The organism is Shewanella sp. 433 (genome assembly GCF_059338565.1).
In genome coordinates, this window is the sequence record NZ_CM181703.1 from 427,183 (window position 1) to 451,585 (window position 24,403).

Annotated in this window: 29 protein-coding genes; 26 read left to right on the forward strand and 3 right to left on the reverse strand. The window is 50.6% G+C overall.

Translation table 11 applies throughout. The annotated features are described in order from the left end of the window. Nucleotides 1–4: 4 nt before the first annotated feature. From fliF to AC5YB1_RS02045, 5 genes are read left to right on the forward strand one after another with little or no spacing between them, the layout of a single operon-like run. The gene (gene fliF, locus AC5YB1_RS02025; RefSeq protein ID WP_494520515.1) at nucleotides 5–1,690 is read left to right on the forward strand and encodes a flagellar basal-body MS-ring/collar protein FliF; all 1,686 of its coding nucleotides are present in this window, start codon (nucleotides 5–7) and stop codon (nucleotides 1,688–1,690) included. 22 nt (nucleotides 1,691–1,712) lie between these two features. Further along, nucleotides 1,713–2,699, forward strand: a complete 987-nt coding sequence (locus tag AC5YB1_RS02030) for a flagellar motor switch protein FliG (protein WP_494521559.1) — start codon at nucleotides 1,713–1,715, stop codon at nucleotides 2,697–2,699. Next, a complete protein-coding gene (gene fliH, locus AC5YB1_RS02035; RefSeq protein ID WP_494520516.1) occupies nucleotides 2,699–3,406 on the forward strand; it encodes a flagellar assembly protein FliH in 708 nt (235 codons plus the stop codon). The genes AC5YB1_RS02030 and fliH overlap by 1 nt, the downstream gene beginning before the upstream one ends. After that, on the forward strand, nucleotides 3,384–4,739 hold the full coding sequence (locus AC5YB1_RS02040) for a FliI/YscN family ATPase (protein ID WP_494520517.1): 1,356 nt from the start codon (nucleotides 3,384–3,386) through the stop codon (nucleotides 4,737–4,739). The genes fliH and AC5YB1_RS02040 overlap by 23 nt, the downstream gene beginning before the upstream one ends. Further along, the gene (locus AC5YB1_RS02045) at nucleotides 4,711–5,145 is read left to right on the forward strand and encodes a hypothetical protein (RefSeq protein WP_494520518.1); all 435 of its coding nucleotides are present in this window, start codon (nucleotides 4,711–4,713) and stop codon (nucleotides 5,143–5,145) included. The genes AC5YB1_RS02040 and AC5YB1_RS02045 overlap by 29 nt, the downstream gene beginning before the upstream one ends. Before the next feature lie 18 nt (nucleotides 5,146–5,163). Here the strand turns inward: AC5YB1_RS02045 and AC5YB1_RS02050 are convergent, their stop codons facing one another. The 3 genes from AC5YB1_RS02050 to flgA all read right to left on the reverse strand — a co-directional run bounded on the left by AC5YB1_RS02050 (nucleotide 5,164) and on the right by flgA (nucleotide 6,614). After that, nucleotides 5,164–5,625 (reverse strand): flagellar protein FlgN, encoded by a 462-nt coding sequence (locus tag AC5YB1_RS02050; RefSeq protein ID WP_494520519.1) that lies wholly within the window; start codon nucleotides 5,623–5,625, stop codon nucleotides 5,164–5,166. Further along, nucleotides 5,618–5,905, reverse strand: coding sequence for a flagellar biosynthesis anti-sigma factor FlgM (flgM, locus tag AC5YB1_RS02055; RefSeq protein WP_475515294.1), 288 nt, complete (start codon nucleotides 5,903–5,905; stop codon nucleotides 5,618–5,620). Before flgM ends, AC5YB1_RS02050 begins: the two co-directional genes overlap by 8 nt. A 94-nt stretch (nucleotides 5,906–5,999) precedes the next feature. Beyond that, nucleotides 6,000–6,614 (reverse strand): flagellar basal body P-ring formation chaperone FlgA, encoded by a 615-nt coding sequence (flgA, locus tag AC5YB1_RS02060; RefSeq protein WP_494520520.1) that lies wholly within the window; start codon nucleotides 6,612–6,614, stop codon nucleotides 6,000–6,002. 221 nt (nucleotides 6,615–6,835) lie between these two features. On the opposite strand from flgA, the gene flgB reads away from it, so the two are divergent. The 21 genes from flgB (at nucleotide 6,836) to AC5YB1_RS02165 (ending at nucleotide 24,392) form a co-directional block, all read left to right on the forward strand. Continuing rightward, a complete protein-coding gene (gene flgB / locus AC5YB1_RS02065; protein ID WP_110458435.1) occupies nucleotides 6,836–7,186 on the forward strand; it encodes a flagellar basal body rod protein FlgB in 351 nt (116 codons plus the stop codon). 8 nt (nucleotides 7,187–7,194) lie between these two features. Then, nucleotides 7,195–7,614: a flagellar basal body rod protein FlgC gene (gene flgC / locus AC5YB1_RS02070; protein ID WP_494520521.1), complete on the forward strand. Its 420-nt coding sequence runs from the start codon at nucleotides 7,195–7,197 to the stop codon at nucleotides 7,612–7,614. Further along, nucleotides 7,615–8,277: a flagellar hook assembly protein FlgD gene (locus AC5YB1_RS02075; protein WP_494520522.1), complete on the forward strand. Its 663-nt coding sequence runs from the start codon at nucleotides 7,615–7,617 to the stop codon at nucleotides 8,275–8,277. Nucleotides 8,278–8,300: 23 nt separating this feature from the next. Beyond that, on the forward strand, nucleotides 8,301–9,509 hold the full coding sequence (gene flgE, locus AC5YB1_RS02080; RefSeq protein WP_494520523.1) for a flagellar hook protein FlgE: 1,209 nt from the start codon (nucleotides 8,301–8,303) through the stop codon (nucleotides 9,507–9,509). A gap of 11 nt (nucleotides 9,510–9,520) precedes the next feature. Continuing rightward, nucleotides 9,521–10,255 carry a flagellar basal body rod protein FlgF gene (locus AC5YB1_RS02085; protein ID WP_475515289.1) on the forward strand — a complete coding sequence of 245 codons (735 nt, stop codon included), beginning with the start codon at nucleotides 9,521–9,523 and terminating at the stop codon, nucleotides 10,253–10,255. Between the two features lie 13 nt (nucleotides 10,256–10,268). Continuing rightward, nucleotides 10,269–11,054 (forward strand): flagellar basal-body rod protein FlgG, encoded by a 786-nt coding sequence (flgG, locus tag AC5YB1_RS02090; protein ID WP_475515288.1) that lies wholly within the window; start codon nucleotides 10,269–10,271, stop codon nucleotides 11,052–11,054. A gap of 9 nt (nucleotides 11,055–11,063) precedes the next feature. Further along, nucleotides 11,064–11,738, forward strand: a complete 675-nt coding sequence (gene flgH / locus AC5YB1_RS02095; protein ID WP_494521560.1) for a flagellar basal body L-ring protein FlgH — start codon at nucleotides 11,064–11,066, stop codon at nucleotides 11,736–11,738. A 15-nt stretch (nucleotides 11,739–11,753) separates the two neighbouring features. Further along, nucleotides 11,754–12,869 (forward strand): flagellar basal body P-ring protein FlgI, encoded by a 1,116-nt coding sequence (locus tag AC5YB1_RS02100; RefSeq protein ID WP_494520524.1) that lies wholly within the window; start codon nucleotides 11,754–11,756, stop codon nucleotides 12,867–12,869. Next, nucleotides 12,869–13,273, forward strand: coding sequence for a rod-binding protein (locus AC5YB1_RS02105; protein ID WP_110458427.1), 405 nt, complete (start codon nucleotides 12,869–12,871; stop codon nucleotides 13,271–13,273). The genes AC5YB1_RS02100 and AC5YB1_RS02105 overlap by 1 nt, the downstream gene beginning before the upstream one ends. Beyond that, nucleotides 13,270–14,643 carry a flagellar hook-associated protein FlgK gene (gene flgK / locus AC5YB1_RS02110; protein ID WP_494520525.1) on the forward strand — a complete coding sequence of 458 codons (1,374 nt, stop codon included), beginning with the start codon at nucleotides 13,270–13,272 and terminating at the stop codon, nucleotides 14,641–14,643. Before AC5YB1_RS02105 ends, flgK begins: the two co-directional genes overlap by 4 nt. 11 nt (nucleotides 14,644–14,654) lie before the next feature. After that, entirely contained in the window at nucleotides 14,655–15,572 is a 918-nt protein-coding gene (gene flgL, locus AC5YB1_RS02115) for a flagellar hook-associated protein FlgL (protein WP_494520526.1), read from the forward strand. A 12-nt stretch (nucleotides 15,573–15,584) separates the two neighbouring features. Further along, on the forward strand, nucleotides 15,585–16,595 hold the full coding sequence (locus AC5YB1_RS02120; protein ID WP_494520527.1) for a hypothetical protein: 1,011 nt from the start codon (nucleotides 15,585–15,587) through the stop codon (nucleotides 16,593–16,595). 316 nt (nucleotides 16,596–16,911) lie between these two features. Further along, nucleotides 16,912–17,712: a flagellin N-terminal helical domain-containing protein gene (locus AC5YB1_RS02125; RefSeq protein ID WP_494520528.1), complete on the forward strand. Its 801-nt coding sequence runs from the start codon at nucleotides 16,912–16,914 to the stop codon at nucleotides 17,710–17,712. Nucleotides 17,713–18,008: 296 nt separating this feature from the next. After that, nucleotides 18,009–19,358, forward strand: a complete 1,350-nt coding sequence (fliD, locus tag AC5YB1_RS02130; protein WP_494520529.1) for a flagellar filament capping protein FliD — start codon at nucleotides 18,009–18,011, stop codon at nucleotides 19,356–19,358. Between the two features lie 16 nt (nucleotides 19,359–19,374). Continuing rightward, on the forward strand, nucleotides 19,375–19,755 hold the full coding sequence (gene fliS / locus AC5YB1_RS02135; RefSeq protein WP_494520530.1) for a flagellar export chaperone FliS: 381 nt from the start codon (nucleotides 19,375–19,377) through the stop codon (nucleotides 19,753–19,755). Next, on the forward strand, nucleotides 19,724–20,050 hold the full coding sequence (locus tag AC5YB1_RS02140) for a hypothetical protein (protein ID WP_494520531.1): 327 nt from the start codon (nucleotides 19,724–19,726) through the stop codon (nucleotides 20,048–20,050). The genes fliS and AC5YB1_RS02140 overlap by 32 nt, the downstream gene beginning before the upstream one ends. Beyond that, nucleotides 20,040–21,317, forward strand: a complete 1,278-nt coding sequence (locus AC5YB1_RS02145; protein ID WP_494520532.1) for a flagellar hook-length control protein FliK — start codon at nucleotides 20,040–20,042, stop codon at nucleotides 21,315–21,317. Before AC5YB1_RS02140 ends, AC5YB1_RS02145 begins: the two co-directional genes overlap by 11 nt. A 15-nt stretch (nucleotides 21,318–21,332) precedes the next feature. Further along, complete coding sequence (locus tag AC5YB1_RS02150) at nucleotides 21,333–21,791, forward strand: flagellar basal body-associated FliL family protein (RefSeq protein WP_494520533.1); 459 nt, start codon at nucleotides 21,333–21,335, stop codon at nucleotides 21,789–21,791. A 10-nt stretch (nucleotides 21,792–21,801) separates the two neighbouring features. Beyond that, entirely contained in the window at nucleotides 21,802–22,515 is a 714-nt protein-coding gene (locus tag AC5YB1_RS02155) for an RNA polymerase sigma factor FliA (protein WP_494520534.1), read from the forward strand. A gap of 27 nt (nucleotides 22,516–22,542) precedes the next feature. Next, a complete protein-coding gene (gene motA, locus AC5YB1_RS02160; RefSeq protein WP_494520535.1) occupies nucleotides 22,543–23,400 on the forward strand; it encodes a flagellar motor stator protein MotA in 858 nt (285 codons plus the stop codon). Then, nucleotides 23,400–24,392 (forward strand): flagellar motor protein MotB, encoded by a 993-nt coding sequence (locus tag AC5YB1_RS02165; protein WP_494520536.1) that lies wholly within the window; start codon nucleotides 23,400–23,402, stop codon nucleotides 24,390–24,392. Before motA ends, AC5YB1_RS02165 begins: the two co-directional genes overlap by 1 nt. Nucleotides 24,393–24,403: the final 11 nt, after the last annotated feature.

Below are 24,403 nucleotides of genomic sequence, written 5' to 3' on the forward strand. Positions count from 1 at the left end.
TTGTATGTCTACTTCTGTTATTCAATCTAGCCCGGACATCAACGCCGATGCCCGTACTAGCCCGTTGGCGAGTGTGGCGCAAAAGTGGCGTCAGTTCACCAATGGTGACCGTCAGGTGATGGTATTGGCGCTGCTGTCCAGTGTGGTGGCGAGCGTGATCGTGCTTATGCTATGGACCGCCAGTCAAGGGTATCGCCCGCTGTATGGCAGCCAAGAAAACGTTGAAACCTCGCAAGTTATCGAAGTGCTTGAGGCGGAGGGTGTTAATTATCGACTCGAAGCCAATACCGGTTTAGTGCTGGTGGCCGAAGATCAACTCGGCATGGCGCGGATGTTACTCGCTGCCCGTGGTGTAAAGGCTAAAGTGCCATCGGGGATGGATCAGCTCGACAACGCAGGTCTGGGCACCAGCCAGTTTATGGAGCAGGCGAAATACCGTCACAGCCTCGAAGGCGAATTATCGCGCACCATTATGGCACTCAAGCCGGTTCGTGCCGCACGAGTGCATTTAGCTATCCCTAAGCGTACCCTGTTTATCCGTCAGCAGCCCGAACTCCCCACGGCTTCGGTGATGGTGCAGCTCTATTCTGGCTCGACATTGAACGAAGCTCAAGTCGAGTCGATTGTGAACCTAGTGGCGGGCAGCGTCACAGGTATGACGCCGGCTAACGTTAAAGTGGTCGATCAAAACGGTAACTTCTTAAGTGCCGCTATCGCCGATAATCAAGATATTACTCAGGCGCGCGACCGCCAACTGCAATACACCCGCGAGTTAGAGCAGAGCTTAATCGCCAACGCTTCATCTATGTTGGCGCCTGTACTTGGGGCTGAAAATTTCCAAGTCAGAGTGACCGCCAAAGTTAATTTTAACCAAGTGGAAGAGACCAAAGAGTCACTCGATCCGCAAGCCGTGATGACCCAAGAGCGCACCAGTTTAGACGATAACAATGCTGCCATTGCGGCAGGCATCCCTGGCGCCTTGAGCAATCAACCACCGCAGCCAAACGAAGAGGACGCAGGCACAGATACTAACCGAAATGTGCGTCAAGAAGAGAGCCGTCAATATGATGTTGGCCGCTCAGTACGCCATATCCGTTATCAGCAGATGCAGTTAGAAAACCTCTCTGTGTCGGTATTGGTCAATAGTGCCACTATCGCCGATGCTGCGCAGGAAGAGGCACAGCTACTCAAATTAGGCAACATGGTGAAAGATGCCATCGGCTTTTCAGCTCCGAGAGGCGACAGCTTTAGCATCAATGCGTTTGCTTTTGCCCCCATTACCGTGGCCGAATTTAGCCCAATGCCTTGGTGGCAGGCTGAGCATTATCAAACTTACCTACGCTATCTGATCGGTGGATTGTTGGGGATCGGCCTGATCTTCTTCGTGTTGCGTCCACTGGTGAAGCACTTGACTCGGACCTCACAGAAGAAAGCCGGCAACACCGAAGCCGAAAACCAAGCTGCACTCCCCACCGCGGCCATCAGCGAGCCCGCGCCAGCGGCCTTACCGCCAAAAGCCAGTGGTGACAAACAGCTTGCCGACGCCGATTGGCTGGGGAGTCAAGGATTGCCAGAGCCGGGTTCACCCTTAACGGTGAAGATGGAGCACCTCAGCATGCTGGCAAATAAGGAACCGGCACGGGTTGCCGAAGTAATAGCTCATTGGATAGGTAATAAAGACGGTGAATGATAATAACGATCTCGACATCAAGATGGACAACTATTCGCAAGCGGCCATGTTGCTGCTGAGCATGGGTGAAGAAGGCGCAGCGATGGTGATGGCGCATCTCGACCGTGATGATGTCCAGCACCTGAGCCACAAAATGGCTCGCCTCTCCAGCATCACTCAACAAAAAGCGGAAGCGGTATTGAGCCGCTTCTTCGAGCGCTATAAAGAGCAGTCGGGTATTGCCAGAGCCTCACGCTCTTATTTACAAAAAACCCTCGATATCGCCTTGGGTGATCGCGTGGCTAAAAGTCTGATCGACAACATCTATGGCGATGAAATTAAAGTGCTGGTGAAACGCTTAGAATGGGTGGAACCTAAACTGCTTGCCAGAGAAATTGCCCACGAGCATAGCCAGCTACAGGCTGTGTTACTGGGCTTGCTACCACCAGAAAGTGCCGCCGAAATTTTAAAAATGTTGCCAAGCGTCAGCCAAGACGAGGTGTTAATTCGTATTGCTCAGCTGGGCGATCTCGACCGCCACGTGGTCGATGAACTGCGTCAGCTGGTGGAGCGCTGCATGCTGATGGCGATGGAAAAGAGCCACACTCAAGTGGCAGGCGTTAAGCAAGTGGCCGATATTCTTAACCGTTTTGAAGGCGACCGTGAGCAGTTGATGGAGATGATTAAACTGTTCGACAAACAGTTGGCCAGCGATGTTACCGACAACATGTTCGACTTTATTATTTTGGGGCGTCAAAAGTCAGATACTTTGCAGACCTTATTAGGACAAGTGCCAGGTGAAACCTTAGCCCTAGCCCTAAAAGGGATCGACTTAGAGCTTAAAGACGCGCTACTCGATGCCTTACCTAAACGTATGTCATCGGCGATTGAAACTCAGGTCGATGCCCTGGGGAGTGTGCCGGTAAGCCGCGCCAACGGTGCGCGCAAGGATATTATGACGCTCGCCAAGCAGATGGTGGCAGATGGCGAAATTGAGTTACAGCTATTTGAAGAGCAGGTGGTGAGCTAATGGCGGACAAACCTACCCGCTGGCGCTTAGATGACAAGCTAGCACGACGCTATCGATTTCCGCCGCTCTCCAGCGCTGGCGAGCCCGGCAGTGAAGGCTCTGGCTGGCAAGATTATCAGCAAGCGTTCGAGCAAGGCTACGATGAAGGCATGCAGCAAGGCCGCGACGCTGGCTATGAAGTAGGCTTGCAAGAGGGCACAACCGCTGGGCATGCCGCCGGTTTTTTGCAAGGTAAACTTGAAGGCCAGCAAGCAGGCAAAGCCAGTATCGATGAGCAGCTCAATGAGATAATTGCTCCCCTGGGAGCGCTCAAAGCCTTGCTAGAAGAAGGTCATTGCCAACAGGTCAGTGAACAGCAGAGCCTGATTTTAGATCTGGTTCGCCGCGTCTCACAACAGGTGATCCGCTGTGAATTAACCCTGCAGCCGCAGCAAATCCTTAAGCTGGTGGAAGAGACCTTAAGCGCACTGCCCGATGATCAAAGTGACGTTAAAATTCACCTTGAGCCTTCGGCCGTGACCAAGTTAAAAGAGCTGGCCGAAGATAAAATCCGTGGCTGGAACCTAGTACCAGACGCCAGTATTTCTGCTGGTAGCTGCCGCATTGTCAGCGATAAATCTGACGCCGATGCCTCGGTAGAAACGCGGCTCGATGCCTGCATGCAGCAGGTCGAAGCCAAATTGAATGAGGCGGAACTTGAAGCCTGAGTTAGCACCGCAGGACTGGCCTAATGTGCCCGTTGCCCGTGTCTATGGACGGTTGACTCGAGTCAACGGCCTGTTGCTGGAGGCCGTTGGCTGCCAGCTTGGCATGGGCGATCGCTGCCAAATCGAGGGGCGTAATGGCCGGCTTATCGAAGCCGAAGTGGTGGGCTTTCATAAGGATGTGCTCTGTCTCATGCCGATTGAAACCACCCAAGGGCTGATGCCCGGCGCCCGCGTGCTACCCATGGTCGAGCAGCAAACGCTAACCATAGGTGAAGGGCTGCTCGGACGGGTACTCGATGGATTAGGTCAGCCGTTAGACACCTTAGGCGAGTTAACCGGTATCGCCCGCGTGCCACAATCAGACACCAGTTATAACCCCTTGTTGCGTCAGCCAATAAAACAAGCGCTGGATGTTGGTGTGAGAGCCATCAACAGTTTATTGCCCATAGGCCGTGGCCAACGCTTAGGCTTGTTTGCCGGCTCAGGCGTGGGTAAGAGTGTGCTCTTGGGCATGATGACCCGCTTCACCGAAGCCGATGTGGTGGTGGTGGGATTGATTGGCGAGCGTGGCCGCGAAGTACGCGAATTTATTGAAGAGACTCTTGGCGAAGCTGGCCGGCGCCGCGCGGTGGTGATTGCCGCACCCGCCGATACCACGCCCTTGATGCGCCTGCGCGCGATGCGTTTATCCCATGCCATTGCCTGTGGTTTTCGCGATCAGGGCAAGCAAGTATTACTGCTGGTGGATTCGTTAACTCGCTACGCTCAGGCGCAGCGAGAAATCGCCCTCAGCTTGGGCGAGCCGCCAGCCACTAAAGGCTACCCGCCTTCGGCATTTGCGCAGTTGCCTCGTTTGGTGGAGATGGCCGGTAATGGTCAGCACCCACAAGGCACCTTAACCGCCTTCTATACGGTACTAACCGAGGGGGACGACCAGCAAGACCCCGTGGCGGATTCGGCCCGTGCGATCCTCGATGGCCATATTGTACTGAGCCGTAAACTGGCCGAGCGCGGCCATTTTCCCGCCATCGATGTTAATGCATCGGTGAGCCGTTTAGCCACTCAGATCGCCAGCCCAAGTCAGCTAGAGCAGAGCCATATTATGCGCCACCTCTTGAGTCGCTATAACGAGGTGCGTGAATTATTGCCATTAGGCGGTTATCAGGCGGGGCAAGATCCCGAGATGGACTTGGCTGTACAAGCCTATCCCGAGATGGCCAAGTTTTTACGCCAAGCGGCCGACACCAAAATCAGCCGCGCCGATAGTCTGCAACAGTTAGAGCAATTAATGGAAGTGATGGGTTATGCGCCAGCGTCAGCGACAACTGTCTAGATTGTGTCAACAGGAAGAGAAAAAGCTCGCGCAATTAGGGCTAAAGCGTGATGAGGCGTTGCGCCGTATGCAGCAGGCTCAGCAACAACATCAAGCCTTAAGTGAGATGATCAGCGATTATAGCGGTCGCCAATATGGGGCGCATCCGCTGTTATGGCAAAACGCGACCCAGATGGCCCAAGCGTTAGAGCCGATGAAGAGCAAACTGGCTCAACAGCAGACCTTGCTGCAACAAGAGCAGGCACGAGTCGACAATTTATGGCGTAAGCAGTTGGGGCGGCAGCAAGGACTAAAGTGGTTACAGCAGCAGACCAACGAGGCGCTACTGGAGCACAGCATGCGTCAAGAGCAAGCGACCTTAGATGATATGGCAGGGTTTTATACGCGGGGCAATGTGTCTCGCTAACGCAATTTCAGCTTAACATTAGCGAGCTAGGTGATTGCCGTAATCTATCTGTTGATGCTGGCTATCAGGATTGAGCAACCGAGTGAGGGTTTCTTGCTGCAATGCTAATAGACGGCCATTCACTTCATTGGCCTGATGGCTATCTTTCACTAGCAACTGTAAGTTATCCCACAAAATTTTAATTTGTGGACGCAACTGATTCGGCAGGGCGGCCAGTAAGCGCTTCATGCCATTGGCATCGCCATCAAACCCCAATTGTATCAGGATCTCACTACGCTGAGCGGCCCGTTGTGCTAGTTTGTCGCACAGTGCCGTTTGACGCGTATTATGCAGTGATAGCCCTTGGTTGTCGGTGCGCTGCATTAATTCTCTTTGATGTTTCAGCATGCTTTTTAGCTGGCTGTAGTCATCCACATCTAAGCGAATATCACGTAGCAGCGTCTGCACTAACAAGCGCTTATCAACTTGGGGTTTATCCATGTTGGTTAAGCATCTTATCGGCAATCTGATCTAAATCTACTGAGAAGCTACCGTCTTGCAGCGACTGACGCAGTGCGGCAATTTTGTCATGATCCACATCGTCAAGTTGCTGTAGTGCCTGCTGAGATTGTTCAAGCGACTGCCAATCCTGACTGATCGAAAGCTGCGCTGGAGCAGACGTAGCGGCTGATTGAGGCGCTGGGGTGGCTTGAGCATTTACATTGCTCTTATTGGCCCCAATCTCAGCACCAATAGCGCTGTTGATTTTATTGATTTCCATTGTACTCACTCGATAATTCGGCTTGATACTCTATATGAGCGACCGGATTGTGACATCGCTAAAACTTTTTTAGGGATTTTTTAAGCTAATAAGCCTAAAACTGGGTGCGGACTCGACCTTTGGCCACCACATAGGCGGTGATCACCTTGCCTGAACTGCTATTTTTAACCCGAATAGCATCGCCCTCTTTACCCACATCCAAGGCGACGCCGAGCATATTAGCATAAAACCCCTCACTGCTGGCCTCGATAATCACCTCATCGCCGACATTAATCAGCCTTGGCGCCTCGAGATAGGCGGCGCGAATAGGTTTATTTTTACGCAGTTTGCGGGTTACTTGTTGGCCAAGCAAGTTGGCCTCTTGGGTGATCACATCTTGATCTGAGGCCTTCAGCGGTAACATTTTCCAGTGCAGATCGGCAGATGTCACTATCTCATCTCTTTGCAAGTTCCTATTGGCGACAGGTAAATAGGCGTGCAGCGTCACTTTTGCCCTGACATACAAAGACCAACCTTGAGAGGGGCAACTCAGCTTGCGTTGCACTCGGCCGAAGGGTAAGCCTTGAGGCGGATCTATGGTGATGCTTTGCGGGCAAGGCTCAAGGTTATCAGCCCCTGATGGCACGCGAATCACCATCTTATGTTGCACCTTATCGATAGCCTGTTGCTGTTGCCAGCGGCTCAGTTGTGTTTCGATTGAGCGCCGCATCTGTTGCTCAATTTGTGCGCTGGCGGAAGTTGTGTCTGTCTGGCTATACACCGGCAGCGGAAGTAAACCGAATCCGCCTAAGAGGAAGAGGGAAGTTAGGCTTCCGACTATGGCAGGCCTCAACATCTAAGTGTTTGTTTAATTTGATTTAAAATACTTGGCATATTAATTGGATACTCAGTGCCATAAACATTGTTGAGCATACATTACTAGGAATTGAGATGGCTATCAACCTCGATACGGCGTTGGGAATTCACCCCCAAACACTGAACTTTAGGGTAGAGAGAAGCAAGGTGCTGGCGGGTAATTTGGTGAACGCCGAAACCCCAGGTTACAAGGCGCGAGATCTGGACTTCAGTAAGGTAATGGCTCGCATTGAATCGGGTGCCAGCAACGCTAATCGCTACGATATCGGTTATCGCGTGCCTTATCAAAGCTCTGCCGACAATAACACGGTTGAGCTTGGCAAAGAGCAGGCGAGATATTCGCAAAATGCGATGGATTATCAGACCAGCCTGACATTTCTTAACATGAAAATTGCCGGCTTAAAAACGGCTATCGAAGGTCGCTAGGAGTCCCTATGTCATTTGGAGAAATCTACCAAATAGCGGGTGCAGGCATGAATGCCCAAACCATACGCTTAAATACCGTGGCCAGTAACTTAGCCAATGCCGGAACGGCTGCCGAGTCGCCAGAGCAAGCTTACCGTGCGTTAAAGCCGGTATTTGCCACTATCTATAGCCAGATGCAAGAAGGCAAAGCCGCCAGCGCCTCGGTTGAGATTAGCGATATAGTGCAAGCCGATGCGCCGCTGGATATGCGTTATGAGCCCAACCATCCGTTTGCGAACGAGCAAGGTTACGTGGCGTATTCCAACGTTAATACCGTTGAAGAGATGGCCGACATGATGGCGGCGAGCCGTTCGTTTGAGACCAGTGTTGAAGTGATGAACCGTGCCCGCTCTATGCAGCAGGGCTTACTGCAATTAGGAAACAAGTAAATGGAAGTAGGACGTACTACGGACAGCCAAGCGCAGCAGAGCGCTAATGTGTTGCAAGCGCCAGGCAATGATGCTGCCTCGCTCAAAAATGAATTTATGACGTTGATGATTGCTCAGATCCAAAACCAGGATCCGACTAAGCCGATTAACAGCGCCGAATATGTCTCGCAGTTAGCTCAGTTCTCGCAAGTAGAGAGCTTAGAATATATGCGCGAAAACCAGTCGAACCAGATGGTGATGATGGAGAACTTAGGCATAGTGCAATCGGCATCGCTGATTGGTAAGAGTGCCATGGTGCCAGCCTCTGGCCTTGAGCTAGGCAATGAAGCGGTTGAAGGCAAAGTGTTTTTAGAAAACGGCGTTGAAGACCTAGAGATTGAGGTGATCAACGAGCAAGGCGAAGTGGTGCAAACCGTTAAGCTGGGCGCGCAATCTAAAGGCGATATTGCCTTTAACATTGACCCCGAAGCCTTAGGTTTGCCTGAAGGCAAATATGAGCTTAAAGCCAACGCCACCGTGGGCGAGTCGGTGTTAATGGCACCCACATACATTAAAGCGCCGATCGAAAAAATTCATTTCGCGAGCGCATCAGGAATGATGATGGCCGAGATGGGCTATGGTCTAGGCACAATTTCAGTGCTGGATATTTCTGAAGTTTCATAAATTTATTTTAATAGGGTATTAGGATGTCATTTAACATAGCGCTAAGCGGCTTACAGGCCACGACACAAGATCTCAACACCATCAGTAATAACATTGCTAACTCATCTACCGTGGGTTTTCGTGGTGGCCGCAGCGAGTTTGCCGCCATCTATAATGGCGGCCAAGCCGGTGGCGTCAGCGTCATGTCGACCAGCCAGAACTTTTCTCAGGGTGGCAGCTTAACTTACACCGGACGCCAGTTAGATATGGGGATCCAGGGTGAAGGTTTCTTCATGCTAAAAGGCGTTGATGGTGGCGGTATGTATGCCCGTGCGGGTATGTTCCATCAGGACTCACAAGGTTTTATCGTCGACTCAGTGGGTAATCGTTTACAGGGTTATGCAGTGGGCGCCACAGGCCAAATTCAAACGGGTAATACCACCGACCTGCAAGTGCAAACGGCGGCCTTGGCAGCGAAAGCCACGACTACAGTTGGCTTAGTCTCAAACCTTGATGCTCGCGTCGATGTGATTGATCCAGCGTTAGTACCCTTCGATCCTGCCAACATGGACAGCTACCACTCATCAAGCACCGTCAGTGTGTATGACTCGTTAGGTAACGAACACGCACTCACCCAATACCATGTAAAAACCGCCTCTAACGAGTGGAGCGTGCACTACATGATGGAAGGCGTTGATGTGACACCTGCTGGCGGTCACACCATGACCTTTGACTCAAACGGTATCTTAACCGCAGGCAATACCCTGACCATGAACATCAACGACCCAGCTATCTTAGATGGCGCGACGGCGATGGCATTCGATGTGGGCTTCGATAAGAGCACCCAATATGCGGCGGCGTACAATAACTCTAGCCTGAGCCAAGACGGTTACACCTCTGGTGATCTAAAAGGCGTGCGTCTTGATGACAACGGTTTGCTATATGGCACATACACTAATGGTCAAGAGCAGTTACAGGGCCAAGTGGCACTGGCTAACTTCGCTAACCCTAATGGCCTAGAACCTATCAGTAACAATGCTTGGATTGCCACTAACAGCGCCGGTCAAGCAATTCTTGGCGCGCCAGCTACAGGCACCATGGGTAACGTTACCGGCGGCTACTTAGAAGGCTCTAACGTCGATACCACCGCAGAGATGGTTAACTTGATGTCAGCGCAGCGTAACTACCAGTCTAACGCTAAGGTGCTGGACGTTAACTCGACCATGCAGCAAGCCTTACTTAACGCTATTTAAGGGCTAACAACATGGACAAGATGCTGTATACAGCCGTTAGCGGTGCTACGCGTATTATGGAAGCACAAACCATTCGCGCGAATAACTTGGCCAACGCCGAGACTACGGGCTTTAAGGCCGATCTGGAGCGAGTGAACGCCATGGCGATCCCTAACACACCAGGTAGCTTTGACACCCGAGTATTAGCCTTGACCCAAAGCAGCGGCTTTAGCCAGCAGAGCGGCGCGGTGAACCCCACGGGTCGCAAATTGGACATGGCGATTCATGACCAAGGCATGTTCAGTGTCATGGTCGATGGCGGCGAAGCCTATACCCGCGCCGGAGCCATGATCGCCGACGGTGAAGGCCAGTTGACCGTTGATGGTCGCCCCGTGCTGGGCGTCGATGGACCACTGGTATTGCCTGAGCATAAAGACTTGTTTGTCGGTGAAGATGGCACCATCAGCATTTTGCCATCTGAAGGCGGAGTGATTGAGGAAGTTGGGCGACTAAAGCTGGTGAATAGCGATATGGCGCAAATGCAAAAAGGCCCAGATGGTCTCTTGTATCGCCGTGACGGCGCTGATCTGCCACAAGACGATGAAGTGCGCGTCAATAGTGGTTTCCTCGAAGCCAGTAACGTACAAGCGGTGAGCGAGCTTATCGCCTCAATGGATTTGAGCCGTCAGTTTGAAGTTCAGGTGAAATTAATGAAAAGCGCAGAGAAATTGGCCGAAGTCGGCAATCGTCTACTGCGTAATGTGTAAAGGATAGTTCAGCATGCAATCAGCTTTATGGGTAAGTAAAACCGGCCTGACGGCACAAGATACTAAAATGACCACTATCGCCAACAACTTGGCGAACGTGAATACCACAGGCTTTAAACGTGACCGTGTGGCGTTTAACGATCTGTTTTATCAAGTACAGCGCCAACCTGGTGGTCAAGTCGATGCCATGAACGAACTGCCATCGGGTTTGCAACTCGGTGCCGGTACCCGCGTGGTCGGGACACAAAAAATCTTCACCACCGGTGATATGCAGACCACCAATCAACAACTGGATTTAGCCATTGAAGGTAACGGCTTCTTCCAAGTGGAAGAGCCTAATGGTGAATTAGCCTATACCCGTGATGGTCAATTTTATCGCAGCAGCGAAGGGATGATGGTGACCTCTCAGGGGCTACCGTTAGTGCCTAACATAGTGATCCCAGAAGATGCGTTATCAATTTCCATCGCTACCGACGGTTTGGTGAGCGCACAAATGGCAGGCCAAGCGGACCCACAAGAGCTGGGCCAAATTACCTTGATCAACTTCACCAACCCAGCGGGCCTACAAGCACGCGGCGATAACCTGTACCGCGAAACTGCGGCTTCGGGTGTGGCTGTTGAAGGGGTGGCTGGCGACCAAGCGTTAGGCGGTTTGCGTCAGGGCGCCTTGGAAGGTGCTAACGTTAACGTAGTTGAAGAGATGGTCGAGATGATCTCGACTCAGCGAGCCTATGAGATGAACGCCAAAGTGGTATCGGCGTCTGACGATATGCTCAAGTTCCTCAACCAGTCGTTATAAGGAAGTATGATGCGTTGGTTTTACTTGCTGATGACCTTGTTGTTATCTGGATGTATTTCACATATACCAGAGCCGTTAACTAAGCCGGGCGGCGCCGAATGGGCACCGCCAGAGATAGATTATAGTTTGCCAGATGCTAAAGATGGCAGCTTGTATCGTCCCGGTTATATGCTGACGTTGTTTAAAGACAAGCGTGCCTTTCGCGAAGGGGATCTATTGACTGTTGCCTTAGATGAAAAAACCTATTCCAGCAAGAAAGCCGACACTAAAACCAGCAAAGCGCAAGATATGTCCTTTGGATTAGCCGCGGGCTCCAGTGGTTCAATTGGCGCCAATAATCTGGGCGCCGACGGCGATGTGTCTTTAGGGCGTGGTTTTAATGGTACTGGGTCAAGCACCCAGCAAAACCAGCTATCAGGCTCGATCACAGTAACCGTCGCCAAGGTATTGCCCAATGGCGCACTGCTGATCCGCGGCGAAAAGTGGCTCAGGCTCAATCAGGGCGACGAATACTTGCGCCTATTAGGACTTATCCGCACCGACGATATTGGTAACGACAATACTATCTCGTCACAGCGCATCGCCGATGCACGTATTATTTATGGTGGCCAAGGGGCGATTGCCGACAGTAATGCAATGGGTTGGGCTTCTCGTTATTTCAACAGCCCATGGTTCCCTCTTTAGGCAAGGATTTTTAGCATGCTACGTTTGTGTTTATTACTGTCAGTGTTTATCTGTGCCCAGCTTAACGCTGCAGAGCAGTCGCGCTATTTGATGGATATCGTCGATGTACAAGGTATTCGTGACAACCAGCTGGTGGGCTACGGTGTCGTGGTGGGCCTCAATGGCAGCGGTGACCGTTCGCAGGTGAAATTTACCAGCCAGTCTGTGGTCAACATGCTCAAGCAGTTTGGCGTGCAAATAGATGGTAATAGCGACCCTAAATTGAAAAACGTCGCCGCCGTTGCGGTGCACGCTACCGTGTCGCCTATGTCTAGCCCTGGGCAGACCATAGATGTGACAGTGTCATCATTGGGTGATGCTAAAAGCTTACAAGGCGGCACCCTGTTGATGACGCCACTGCGCGGCGTCGATGGCGAAATTTATGCGGTGGCCCAAGGTAACTTAGTGGTCGGTGGCTTTTCAGCATCGGGACGCAATGGCTCCTCGATCACCGTCAATGTGCCTACCGTGGGCAGTATTCCCAATGGCGCCTTACTTGAGGCCGCCATTGGCAGTAGCTTTAATGATAACGCCGATATCATCCTTAACCTCAAAGATCCCAGCTTTAAGACTGCGCGCAATATCGAGCGCGCGGTTAATGGGCTGTTTGGCCCCAATGTGGCAAGAGCGGAAAACCACGGCAAAGTCTTAGTGCAAGCGCCTAAGTCGAACCGCGAGCGTGTGACCTTTATGTCGATGCTCGAAGAGTTACAGATAGAGCAAGGACGCCGCAGCCCGCGTATCGTATTTAACAGCCGCACCGGCACGGTTGTGATGGGGGGCAATGTCGTAGTGCGCAAGGCGGCGGTCAGTCATGGCAACCTGACTGTGACCATAGTTGAAGGACAAAATGTTAGCCAGCCTAATGGTGGCTATTTTGGCAACAATAATGGCGAAACTGTCGTGACCAATGAAAGCCAAGTGTCGGTCGAGCAAGGTGATAACCGCATGTTTGTCTGGCCAGAGGGTATTGCTATCGAAGCGATTGTTAAGGCGGTGAACAGTTTAGGTGCTGCGCCGATGGATCTGATGGCCATATTGCAGGCGCTTGATGAAGCTGGCGCCCTAGAAGCTGAGTTAGTGGTGATCTAATGAAACTTGAAAATAATAACGGCTATCTTAACCAGTTAAATGCTGGCGATCTGATTAAAAGCAATGGCGAGCTGGGAGCCCTTAAAGTGGTGAGTCAGCAGTTTGAAGCGCAGTTTTTGCAAACCGTCTTAAAGCAGATGCGCTCAGCCTCCGATGCGATGGCCGATGAAGAGAGCCCATTGTCGTCAAAAAACGATGGTTTATATCGCGATCTGCACGATGCCGAATTGGCTAGCCGTTTGAGCCAGATGCAAGGCATGGGCTTGTCTGAGGTGATGACTAAACAATTGTCTGGCGCGCTTAAGTCGAGTGCCGATCCTGTCGCCTATGATCCGCAACAGATGACAACCACAGCTATGCAGCCCGCACTTTTTGTGCCGCCGCACGCTAAGGACAATAAATGAGCATGTTAAACATTGGTAAATCTGGGCTGTTAGCCAGCATGGCGGCGCTCAATGCAACCTCTAATAATGTGGCCAATGCCATGGTGGCGGGTTACTCGCGCCAGCAAGTCATGACCAGCTCTGTGGGCGGCGGTGCTTATGGTGGCGGCGCTGGGGTGTTTATCGATGGCGTTAGGCGCATTTCAGACCAATATGAAGTGGCCCAACTATGGCAGACCACCAGTAATGTGGGCTTCGATAATGTGCGCAGCAGTTATTTAGGTCAAGCTGAGCAAGTCTTTGGCGCCGAAGGTAATAATATTTCTGCCGGATTAGATCAGCTATTTGCGTCGCTCAACTCGGCGATGGAGCAGCCTAATCTGGTTGCACATCGTCAAGGGGTGTTAAACGAGGCGAAAGCCTTAACCCAGATGATTAACGGCATCAACGATAGCTTAGTATCTCAGCGCGATCAGGTGACAGGTCAGTTAGGTACATCGGCCAAAGAGGTCAATGCCCAGCTGGAGATCATCGCCCGTTTTAACCAAGACATTAAGGCCGCCAGCGCCAGTGGTACTGTGCCAGCCGCATTGCAAGATGGCCGTGATGCGGCTATCGATGAGCTAGCAGCCATTGTCGATATACGTGTTATCGAAGATGACAAAGGCATGGTGAACATCTCGCTAGCACGTGGTGAACCTTTGTTGTCGGGCAATACCGTGGCTAAATTGTCAGTTGTGCCCGATCCGGCCAATCCGTTGGTCAGTAATGTAGACATCAATTTTGGTCAAAGCCATTTTACCCTTGAAGCCTCGGCCGGCGGCAGCATGGGCGCGTTACTCGATTATCGCGATAATGAATTAGCCAGCTCGCAAGCGTACCTTGATGAATTAGCCGTTAAATTGGCCGATGAGTTTAATGCTGTGTTGGCAGGCGGTACCGACTTAAATGGTGCTGCGCCAACTCAAAACCTATTTAGTTTTCAGCCGGGCAACCCCGCTGGCAGCCTACAGGTGACCAATGGCTTTACCGCGGAAGAGTTGGCTTTTGGTACCGATGGCACCCAAGGTGACAACAGCAACCTAAAAGCGCTGGTGGCCTTAGCAAACAAAGATTTGGCCTTTACTAGTTTAGGTGTGAGTACCAGTTTCTCCGAATCCTTTAGCAGCAAAGTGGGTCAGTTAGGCTCGGCGTCGCGTCAAGCCATTGCCAATGCCAAGACCAGTGTCGAGTTACAAAAAGATGCGCAGTCTCAGTGGGCCAGCACCAGTGGTGTTAACCCTGATGAAGAGGGGGTTAACTTGATCATTTATCAGCAGTCTTATATGGCTAATGCCAAAGTGATATCGACAGCCGATCAGCTGTTTCAAACCATGCTAAGCAGTTTTTAAGGGGGCCGAAAATGCGCGTGACAATGCAAAATTTGTACACTAACAATATTCACAGTCTGCAAAATACCACCATAGATTTGGCCCGCTTGAACCAGATGTTATCGACGGGAATGTCGATATTGCGTCCCTCAGACGACCCTATTGGTGCGGTGCGCGTTATGGCTAATGAACGCGATTTAGCCTCGATGGAGCAGTATGTTAAAAATATCGATTCGCTGAGCACCAGCTTAGGCCGCTCAGAGACTTATCTGTCGGGCATGGTTGAGTTGCAACAACGGATGCGTGAAATCAGCGTGGCCACTAATAATTCGACCCTATCGCCGGAAGATCGCAGTGCCTATGCTCAAGAGCTAGATGAGTTACTTGAGGCGATGGTCGATAACGTCAATGCCAAGGATGATGGCGGTAATTATCTGTTTTCGGGGAATCGCACCGAGCAGCAGACTATTACCCAAGATGCTGCGGGGCGTTATGTCTATCAAGGTGATAATAGCCAGCGTGAGGTGCAAACCTCGGGATCATCATGGATGACGGCCAACGTGACGGCCGAGCAATTCCTGTTCTCTAACGCCAGCCAAGACATTCTAAATCAGACTGCCGATTATATTGCGGTGCTCAAAGACCCCACGCTTGCGCCAGACGATGCCGCTTTTGCAACAGCTGCCGATGCGATGCAAACCTCGCTTAATGATACTTTAGACAGTATTAACAGCGCGATCACCGATATGGGTGGCAAGCAAAACAGCCTGTCGTTGATGAAAACCTCTCACGAGGAGATGGTGCTGTTTAATAAAAAGGTGATTGGCGAAACCCAAGAGCTAGATTATGCCAGCGCTACCGCTGAATTTAATGTTAAACTCACGGCCCTCAAAGTGACTCAACAAACTTTTGTTCAGGTGAGTCAGTTAACCCTGTTCAATCATTTATAAGGCGTGTGTTAGATGGTTAATGCGATAGGTGATTCGCTCAATGTGTTACGACAGAATCAGACTGTTAGCAGTAGCCATACAGCGCCAGTCGCCCCTGTACAGCAGGGGCCGCAACCCACTCGGGCCCTACCTAAGCATCGACTGGCTTCTTATGGTCGCTGGGCCAGTAGCACCAAAGAGCAGCATCAAGTGAGTGCCTCTCAGGTGGCACTGCAAGCGCTGCAGCAGGCATCAAGCTTGTTGAGCCACATTCGCCAGCAGTTGTACAGCGTGATCCGCTCAGGCTCTGGTGAGATAGGTCAGCAGACCTTATTTAAAGCCGAGCAAGAGCGGCAACGTCTGAGCCAAATTCGCCCCTTTTATCGCGGTCAACTATTACTCGATCATCATTTTAACCTGCTATCGCAAACCCCTGCTGCCACGCATGCTTTTGTGTTGCGCTCGGTCGACTTAACTGTGCCGAAGCAACGTGACGAGCGCATATTGGTGCAGCTTGGTCAGCGCTCATTACATGTGACCTTGGCTGCCGGCTTGGACCGGCAGCAGCTTAATCAGGTGTTAGCTAATGCACTCGCCCCTTTAGGGCTTAATGTTGAACGGATCAATGGCGAATGTTTGTTTAAGGCACCCAGCTCTGTGTGGCAACAGGTACAAGAAGGCTTGCTGATGATGGGCGAGGGGCAACGCTTGCCCGCTGGCGAGTTGCGTAATATCCACTTGGATGAGCGCTTTAGTGTGCAAGATCCCCGCGAGTGGGGTTTAAAGGCCGACAGCAACTTAAAGCAGACCTTAGCTAAAGTAACCAAGACACAACAAAAAATCGATAGTCAGATCCAGGTGATCTTAGCCACCCACGCCGCATTACTGAGCCAGATGCAGACATCGATGGCGGCCATTCCACCACAGAAGGAGTTACAACTACTGGACAAGTTTATGCAGCCGCAACCCTTTGTCTACCAGTTGACGTCATTGATGGCGCAGGGCAATGCCAATCGCGATCAAGTGACTGCGCTATTGGGTTAAATTGTGCACATTTCTGCTGGAATCATTGACTTCAACGAGTGAGTGAGAATATTAAGCCGACCCTAGGGTCGGCTTTTTCATGACAATGAGGTAACTCTTGCCGTGTCGTTATGCTTTTTCTGTATCGTGTTCTTAGCATCTTTTTATTTTGGAGGAGTTGATAACCACCACAGCGGCTATGGTGATCGGCGCTCGAGTGACAGGTTAGATCAATTTATTTAAAAAATTTTAGATTTTTATTTTCAGTTTTCTTTTGCACTGCCGTCTTATCTATTGTGAATCACGATGAAACATTTTAATTTCTTGGAGAATACACATGCTTTCAGTTCACACTAATTACGCGTCACTGGTTTCACAAAATGCGGTTACTAAGAGCAACGATCTACTGACTAACGCTATGGAGCGTTTATCTACTGGTCTTCGTATCAACAGCGCATCTGACGATGCTGCAGGTCTACAGATTGCTAACCGTATGAATGCCAACATCCGTGGCATGGAAACTGCCAATCGTAACATTTCTGATGCGACTTCTATGCTACAAACTGGTGACGGTGCGCTAGAAGAGTTGACTAACATCGCTAACCGTCAAAAAGAATTGGCCACTCAAGCAGCCAACGGCGTGAACTCGACTACAGATATGGCGGCACTTGATGCAGAATTCCAAGAGTTGGTTGCTGAATCTACTCGTATTATGGGTGAAACCACTTACGCGGGTAACGACCTAATGGCTAAGCTAACTGGTGGTGTTCAGTTCCAAATTGGTGCTGGTACTACTGAAACGCTAACTGTCACCATGGCTGCTCCAACTGCCCTAGCTGGTGATTTAACAACGACTGCTGGTGCAACTGCTGCAATTACAGCGATTGATACTTATATCGATGAAGTGGGTGTTGCGCGTTCTGAGCTAGGTGCTAACATCAACCGTCTAGGTCACACTGCGGCTAACTTAACTAGCATCACAGAAAACACTAAGTCTGCTGCTGGTCGTATTATGGATGCTGATTTCGCGACTGAATCTGCAAGCATGACTAAGAACCAAATGTTAGTTCAAGCAGGTACCACTATCCTGTCTTCTGCAAACCAAAACACTGGTTTGGTTATGGGTCTATTACGTTAATTGTAAGCACCTTAACCATCAAGGGGCTGCGGCCCCTTTTTTTATCCTCTTAAATTGACTTTTGTCTCCCTGCTTATTTCAGCTCCAGCCCGTTTCGGTCGCCTATTTGAGCTATCCACATCGATTGTTGTTACCCACTGAGCGCATTGGCGCGGAAGCATTACTTCCCTTTGTGTTGTAACAACGGAAGCCTCCTCACCTAATAGGATCTCGCTTCTTTTAAAAATATATTAAAAACAATTAGATAAATCTTGGTACAAGGTTTGCTTTAAGGTTATCAATAAGAGGATTTTTTAATGATTTCAGGTATGAGTGCGGCGCAGTTTTCCGAACAGCTGATTATGGTTGAGCGTGCGGGAAAAGATGCCCTATATAAGAACAACCTTAACACCTATAACGCCAAGTTAGATGCGTATAAATTGCTTGAAAAAAGCATGGACAAGCTAACGGCTAAGTTAACCAGTTTTGACACTGAAGCCTTCAAAGGCAAGACCTCGAGCGTCAGTGACGACAAAGCCAGCGTAACAGTGACGGCCGATGCCCCTAAGGGAAATTATGAGCTGCATATCGAGCAGTTGGCGCAGGCACAGCAATTAACCAAGAGTTATGCCTCAGAAGATGAGTTATTGCCGGCCTCAGGTGTGTTTAGTATTCAGCTAGGTAGCGATCCTGCCCAGCGCTTAGAGATTGATCTTGCGACGGTTAATAGTGGCGCGCCCATGACGGTGGCGCAATTACGCGATGTGATTAACAAGCATCCAGATAACCCTGGAATGCAAGCCTCTTTGGTGCGTACGGGCGGCCAAGTTGAATTAATGATGTCGGCGACCGAATCAGGCGTGGCCAACAGTTTAACCGTTGAGCTTGATGGGGTTGATTTCGGTATGACCGAGCGCCGCGCGGCGCAAGACGCCAAGCTAAGCCTTAATGGTATCGACATTACCAGTAGCAGCAACTACCTCGAAAATGTGGTCGATGGCGTCAGCTTAGAGTTAACCAGTACTCACGCCGTTGGCGAAAGTAGTTGGGTTAAAATCGAAGAAGATTTCGAAGGTACCCAAGATGCAGTGAAAGACTTTGTTGAAGCCTTTAACACCATGTTGCAGCAGATCAATCAGTTGACTCGCTCGATGGGCAGTTCGGTGATTGAGGAAGATAACAATACCGATAAAGACGATGAAGATGAAGTAGCCACTACGGTAAAAGAGGGACAAATCGGCGTCTTGAAAGGGGACGCTTCTATTCGTCAATTGCAAAGCCAGATGCGTGACTCGATATTTGCCAGTGCACCAAACGGCATGCGTTTATCGGATATCGGCATTGAATTAGACCGCTACGGCAAGTTGAAAGTTGATGAAACTAAGTTGACCGACGCGCTAAAGGGTGATGCATCGGCTATCGAAGCCATGTTTACCGATGCTGGCAGTTATGTCGACAGACTCGAAACAGTGATGAAACCCTTTAACGACTTTCAAGGCTTGATGGATCTGAAGAAAGATACCCTCGATGGCCAGATAGACAGAGTCAACGAGAACATGGAGCGTCACGATTATCACATGCAGCAACGTTACCAAATTTACTTGGCCCAATTTACGGCCATGGAAGCGACCATAAACCAACTGAGTGCAGCCAGTGGTTTGTTTTAAAAGGAAAATAGTATAAATGTTAAATGAGCACGATCCCTTTAATGCGTATCAGCAAGCCTCTTTAGATGCCCGCGTTGCCGCTGCGAATCCCCACGATATGGTTCGTATGCTACTGGAAGGTTTGCTTGAAGAGTTAGAGCGCGCCGCAGGGCACATGGAGCGAAAACGCTATGAGGCTAAGGGTATTAGCATCAATAAGTGTCTCAATATTGTTCATGGGCTCGACTCCATGCTGGACTTGGAAAACGGCGGAGAAGTGGCCACCAGCCTAAATCGTTTATATGACTACTGTAGCCGTCAATTAATCAGTGCCAGTATTGAGAACAGCGCCGAAGCGCTCCAGCCTGTAACCGAGGTTATTACCAATGTTAGAGAAGGATGGGCCAATCTCAATTGAGCAGTGGCAGCGTTTTGGCGTCGCGTTACGTCAGTATGCAGACCAAGCTGATTGGGAGAATGTCACTCGGGTCAATGCCACCCTTATCAGGGCGTTGACCAAGGCGGGTACGGTAAGTAGCGAGGCACAACGACAAGCCCGCGCCGATCTTGGACAGATCCATGCTCAAGTGTTGCGTGAATTGGAGGCGGCGCGCGATGAACTCAGCGAAGAGATGAAGCGCTTTAAACAGCAACAACCGGGACTTGCGGCCTATCAATTAACCCTAAGCAGCGGAGCTGTTGATGATATCTGATTTTATAATGGCGCGACCCGTTGCGGCCGAGGCCAGTGGTAAAGCGGCGAGCGTTACGGCTAACACGTCTTCGGCTAACACGTCAGAGCACGAGGAGATACCGCAGTTTGCCCTATTGCCTGCCGATAAGGATACGCCAGCTTTAGTCGATACTGCAGCGCAAGGTGAGCAAACTGACATCGCTTTAGCGATGCTTGAGCAGGCATTAGCTCATGAGTTGAGCGGCGGCCCTATGCCTATGGGTGCGATGAGTTCAGCTAGCATGACTTCTGTGAATATGGCCCCCGCTAATATGAGCTACCGTGGCCTGCTTAACCCTGAATTGCTGTCACCACAGAGTGCACCATTGGCCAGTATCGTCACCACCGCCAGCCCTTATGCGGCGCAGTTGGGATTTTCAACCGCCATGGCTGACGGCGGCAACGATATGGCAATGCGATTCGCCGCAGCAGGCAGCGATAGCGCCGCACAGGCCAATGCCTTGGCGACCTTGAGCAACCCCATGAAAACGGCAATCAAGATCCCTGCTGGTACCTTAGCCACCCCTATACAGGTTGGTGCAGTAACGGCTGCGGACAATAGCAGCGTGGCATTACCCGCGTCGCTGATCAAAGGTGGCGGCCCTGGAGCCGAGTTTATGCCACTTGCCAACATGGCCTTGGCATCAAACACCAGTGCTTTGCCTGCAACTGGCGTGACTACGCTTCGCAGCGACCCAAGTTTGTTGCCAGCGATGGCAGAGCTTCGTCATAGTGAGGCGATGGATATTGCCAGTCAGGCCACGCAGCAAGCGGGTCGGCAGGGTGCCAATGTGAGCCAATGGGGGCCAGTGTCGGTTAGCCCACAGGCCAGTGTTGCTCAGCAGGCGCATGAGATGTTAACTCCGATGCGCGAGCAGCTGCGTTTTCAGATTGATCAACGCATTAAGCACGCCGAGTTACGCCTCGATCCGCCAGAGCTTGGTAAAGTTGAGTTAAATATTCGCCTCGATGGCGATCGTCTACATATTCAAATGCATGCGGCTAATCCAGCGGTGCGCGAGGCATTACTAACCGGACTTGAGCGGCTACGCAATGATTTGGCTCAAGACCATGGCGGTCAAATTGAGTTAGATATTGGCCAAAGTAGCAGTGGCAATGAACAGCAGCGACAACAACAGAGTGCAGGTTTGAAGAGTCCAAGTCTCAGTGGGCATGATTTTGAACCTATGACAGAAACAGAGGTGCCGGCGCAATTGCACCAGCATCAATTGAATTTATTGGCGTAATGCCGGAGTAATTACATGGCACTAGCGAAATCGAGTGTAGTTAAAAGTTTAGCCATTATCTGTGTGTTCCTTGGATGGACTGGCGGTGCTTTATGGTTGGGTTGGCAAGGTCCTGAGTTAACTAAACCCTATCTACAGCCTAAAGAAGAGCCGGCAGAGGTGGCGAAATACTATCCATTGGAAAAGTTCATCATGTCGATTCCAGGCGATAAGTATCCCCATTACATGTTACTTGAAATGACGGTAAAGAGCCGTAATCCGCTACTCGAAAGCGAGTTGCTTGAGGCCGACCCAGTGATCCGTAACTCATTGATGAAGATGTTTTCACGTAAATCATTTCAAGAGTTAAATAACCGAGATCAACTCGAAAGCCTACAGTCAGAAGCCTTAGTGATGATAGTGAAGGTATTGTCTGAAAATGATTTTCAGTCGGATATCGACGAAGTGCTCTTCACCCGCATGGTGCTCCAGTAAAGGGTCGATAATGAATACTGACGGTCAGCTAGCCTATCAACAAGTGTACGATGAGCCACAGCAGCGCATGAGTGAAGCGCAGCTAATGCGCCAGTATTTGCCTTTGGTAAAACGCGCCGTATCTCAGTTACGTAGCCATTGTGGTGCCATGTTGGCCATAGAAGATATGGAGCAGATAGGCATGATGGCACTGCTGGAGTCGTCTCGGCGCTACCCTGGTGAGTATGACAATGGTTTCATCTCTTTTGCTGGTCAGCGTATACGTGGCGCGATATTGGATGAGTTACGCCGTCAAGATTGGCGTCCGCGTCCGGTGAGGCAGCAGGCCCATGAGCTTAACGATGTGGTGCGCACGTTGAGCCGTCGTCTAGGACGAGAGCCAAAAGATCTGGAAGTGGCTGCCGAGATGGGTTTGAGTCAGGAAGCCTACCGTGAGCGCCTTTATGCCTCGCAAGCAGAGACCATGAAGAGTCTAGATGAGATGTTGAGTCTGGGTAATGACCCCATTGCCGGTGGCAATAGTGTCGACCAATTTATCCTCAAAAAGACCCTAATCAAAGCCATGGCAAAATTAAATGAAAGAGAACAGCTAATCCTGTCGCTTTACTATCAACATGAGCTCAATTTGAAAGAGATTGCCGCGACGCTGGGGTTAACCGAGACCCGCATCTGTCAGCTGCATAAATTGGCCGTAGCACAGCTGAAAGGCGTCCTGCAGCAATAAATCGTTATTCGGAGTAAGTAAAGCATAATGAGTAAATTAATTGGGTTACTGATCATCCTGTTCTCTGTATTTGGCGGCTATTTATGGGCAGGTGGCACACTGAGATCCTTATGGCAGCCCGCTGAAATTTTGATTATTTTTGGTGCGGGTCTAGGTGCGATTGTGATAGCCAACCCTAAACCCGTATTGCTCGAGATGGCTGAACAAATTAAAGAGCTGTTTACCAAAGAGCAGGAAGACCCTGAGTTGTACCCGCAACTGTTTGGTTTGATGGGGGTCTTAATGTCTCAAATTCAGATGCAAGGGCTTAAAGTGTTAGACGAACACATTGAAAATCCGCAGGCCAGTTCGCTATTTTTGATGTACCCCGCCGTGTTAAAGCATCCCGATGTGTTGCAATTTCTGATCGATAATCTACGCATCCAGTCGATTGGTAAAATATCGCCTCATGATCTTGAGCACCTGCTCGAAGAGGAGATCCACCGCATCGAAGAGGACAGGTTACGCCCATCAGAAGCCTTACATAAAGTGGGCGAGGCGATGCCGGGCTTTGGTATTTTGGCCGCCGTATTGGGGATTATTATTACCATGTCGGCTATCGATGGTCCCATCACCATGATTGGTGTGAAAGTGGCGGCCGCCTTGGTCGGTACCTTTATCGGTATTTTTGCCTGTTACTGCTTTTTTGACCCTTTATCAAAAGCTTTGGAGCATCTGGTTGACCGTAAGTCTGCTCAACTGCGGTGTGTTGCCGCCATTTTGAGCGCTTTCGTTAAAGGTAAGCCCCCTATGATGGCTATCGATGCTGGTCGTAAACAGATCCAGAGTGAAAGCCGCCCATCATTCATCGAGCTTGAGCGCTGGATGGAGGAGCAGAAAAACTGATGATCCAGAAAAATGAACCTGTCATCATCAACCGCCGTAAGCGGAGTAAACGCGGCGGCGGTCATGGTGGTGCTTGGAAAGTGGCCTTTGCCGACTTTACCTTGGCGATGATGGCTTTGTTTATGGTGCTGTGGATCATGCAGATTGCTGACGAAAGTGAGCGCACCATGATAGTCCAATACCTGCGCGGTGAGATGAATGAAACTGGGCCGATGAACCCGTTTAGCATGAGTGATGCCTCATCGATGATCGATTTAGAGGGGTCGATGGCGGTGCAGCAGGCTGTGATCCCCACCCAAGGCACTGGCGCCGAGCGCGCGGGGCCTGCGGCGTACAATAATGTGCCTGTGGGAGAAAGTGAGCCTAATGCGGGTTTGGGCCCAGAGCTCAATGCCATGGTACCTGGGCAGTACGAAACCCAAGCTCAGTTAACCATGTTAGCCCGTGAGCTTAATCGTGTAGTGCAAAGCTCTGAAATGGCTGATAATATTGCTATTACCTTGGTGCCACAAGGAATACGGATTTTAATCCACGATAATATTAACCAGTTTATGTTTACCCGTGGCAGCGCCAAGATACAACCATATTTTGAAGACTTACTGTTAGCGTTAGGCCCAATATTGGGTCAAATCACCAATGCCATGGTGATCTCTGGCCATACCGATTCGACTCCTTATGCAGGCACAGTGTTCACCAACTGGGAATTATCCAGTAAACGGGCACTGCTCGCGCGGCGAGTGCTTGAATATGGCGGCGTTAAACGTCAACAAGTGATTCAAGTGACAGGCATGGCCGATCAGGTGCCTTATATTGCCGATGAGCCAGCCGCTGCGGCCAATCGCCGTATTGAAGTGTTGATCTTAACCTCATCGACCGAACAGCTGATCCGTGACATGGTTGGGGTGCCTGCAGAAGTATTGGAAGCGGGAGTGGACGTACAAGAGGCCAAGCAGCAAGCAATGGCTAATCAACCTAGAGTCCGCTACCAGTAGTAAACAAAAGG